The following is a 2,509-nucleotide window of genomic DNA, read 5'->3' as shown; positions in this document are numbered from 1 at the left end:
ATCGTGCGCACCGATGCCGGCCTGTTCGTGTGGCGCGCCACTGCTGCCGACCGGTTTGAGCGCGTGCCACTGGAAGACGGCCGCGCCATGGCGCCAGGCTGGTTCGTGCCGATCGGGCGCCTGCACGGCGGCGATCAGGTGGTTGTCGCGGGCGCCGGCACGCTGCTCGGCCTGGATCACGCCGCACCGCAGCCCTCGGCGGACGGCGGGGACGATTGATGCTCTCGGCGCTGGTCAGGCAATCGCTGCGCCATCCTTGGCTGATGCTGCTGGGTGCGGTGGTGCTGCTGGCGCTGGGCGTAACCATGCTGCGCAGCGCGGCCTATGACGTGTTTCCCGAATTCGTGCCGCCCCAGGCCAGCGTCCAGACCGAGGCGCCGGGCCTTTCGCCGCAGCAGGTGGAAATGCTCGTCACCCGCCCGCTCGAGGCGGTGATCAACGGCGCCAATGGCGTGGAGACGGTGCGCTCGCAATCGATCCAGGGCCTGTCGGTAATCGACATCACCTTTCGCGAGGGCAACGACGCCTATCGCGCGCGCCAGCAGGTTTCCGAAGCCTTGGCCGATGCGATCCCGCGCCTGCCGCCCGGCGTCGATACCCCGCGCCTGACGCCGCTGGTGTCGTCCACCATGGACCTGCTCAAGATCGGCCTGGTTTCCAAGCGCTTGTCGCCGATGCAACTGCGCGATCTGGCGGAATGGACGATCAAGCCGCGCCTACTCGCCGTGCCCGGCGTGGCCCGCGCCAACGTGTTTGGCGGAGAGCAGCGCCGGATCGAAGTGCGTGCCGATCCCGCCCGCCTGCTCGCGCGCGGCATCACCTTTGCCGATCTGGGCCAGGCGGTGAGCGCGGCGGTCAATGTCAATGGCGGCGGCTTTGCCGATACGCCCAACCAGCGCATCCTGGTCGATCCCGGCCCCAGCGCCACCACCGGCGCGCAGATTGCCGCCGCCGTGTTGACCACCGGCCCGGGCGGAACCGTGCGCATCGGCGATGTCGCGCAAGTGGCGGACGCCGCTGCGCCGCCGGTGGGCGATGCGCTGATCATGGGCAAGCCCGGCGTGTTGATGACGCTGTCGAGCCAATATGGCGCGAATACGCTCGACACCACGCGCGCCTTGGAACGCGCGATCAACGATATTGCCCCGGCCTTGCGCGCCCAGGGCGTGACACTTTACCCGGCGCTGCACCGCCCGGCCAACTTCGTCGAAGTCGCGCTTTCGGGCATCACCGTCGATCTCGCGATTGGCGCGGTAATGGTCTTCGTCGTGCTGCTGGTATTCCTGCGCGATGTGCGCGTGGTGATGATCGCGTTCGTGTCGATCCCGCTGTCGCTGCTGGCTGCGCTGATCGTGCTCGATCGCACGGGGCAGACCATCAATACGATGACACTGGGAGGCCTGGCCGTGGCGCTGGGCGTGGTGATCGATGACGCCATCGTCGATATCGAGAATATCGTGCGCCGGCTGCGCGGCGTGACGGACGAGGCCGACCGCCGCGCGATCATCGCCGCCGCCTCGATCGAAGTGCGCGCGCCGGTGGTCCATGCCACGTTCGTACTGGTGCTCACCATGCTGCCGGTGATCCTGTTGACCGGCCTGCAAGGCGCGTTCTTCGCGCCGCTGGGCCTGGCGTTCCTGCTCGCCACGATGGCCTCGCTGGTGGTCGCGCTGTCGGTAACGCCGGCGCTGGCGCTGATGCTATTGCGCGGGCGCAACCCGGTGGCCGAACCGGCGCTGCTCGAACGGTTCAAGAATTGGCACGAAGGGCTGATGCGCCGGCTTTGCGCGCGGCCCGGCGTGGCCGCCGGGGCGATTGCGACGCTGGGCGCGCTGGCACTCGTCGGAACGCTGTCGTTCGGCAGCGAGCTTTTGCCCACGTTTCGCGAGCGGCACTATGTCTTGCAGGTGAGCGGCCCGCCGGGCGCCTCGCTCGCCTGGATGCGCAGCACCGGGGAAGAGCTGTCGCGCCGGCTGCTCGCCATTCCCGAGGTCTTGAGCGTGGAAGAGCAGATCGGCCGCGCTGAAGCGGGCGAAGATACCTGGCCGCCGAGCCAGGGCGAGTTTCACCTGCGCCTGAAATCGGTGGGCGGGCGGGGCGAAGACACCGCGCTGGCTGAAATTCGCGCCGCCCTGGCCGCCACCCCGGCGTTGCAGGGCGAGGTGACGACATTCCTGGGTGACCGCATCAGCGAAAGCCTTTCAGGCGAAACCGCCGCCATCGCGATCAGCGTGCAGGGGGCCGATCTCGACACATTGGATCGCACCGGGGCCACGATTGCCGCCGCGCTGCGCGGCGTGCCCGGCGCCACCGACGTGACGATGAAGGCCGCGCCGGGCACGCCGATGCTGGGCGTTACGCTCGATCCGGCACGCATGGCGCTGCATGGCGTGACCGCGGCCGATGCTGGCGATGCCATTCGCGCGACCTTTGCCGGGCAGACCGTGGGGCAGGTTGTGCTGGCCGATCGCGCGATCGATGTGGCCGTCACCCTGCCGCCGGACCTGCG

General features: G+C 69.1%; 1 protein-coding gene and 1 pseudogene. Both read left to right on the top strand.

Translation table 11 applies throughout. The features are described from left to right. Positions 1-219: pseudogene (locus H926_RS32860) on the top strand (hypothetical protein); the annotation flags it as partial. Beyond that, a partial coding sequence (locus H926_RS0100390; RefSeq protein WP_022674532.1) for an efflux RND transporter permease subunit occupies positions 219-2,509 on the top strand: 2,291 nt, incomplete at its 3' end. The pseudogene H926_RS32860 and the gene H926_RS0100390, both read left to right, overlap by 1 nt.

The organism is Novosphingobium sp. B-7, from assembly GCF_000410615.1.
Classification (GTDB): Bacteria; Pseudomonadota; Alphaproteobacteria; order Sphingomonadales; family Sphingomonadaceae; genus Novosphingobium; species Novosphingobium capsulatum.
The sequence above is the reverse complement of the archived record's forward strand: the minus strand, read 5'-3'. Positions and strand labels throughout refer to the sequence as shown.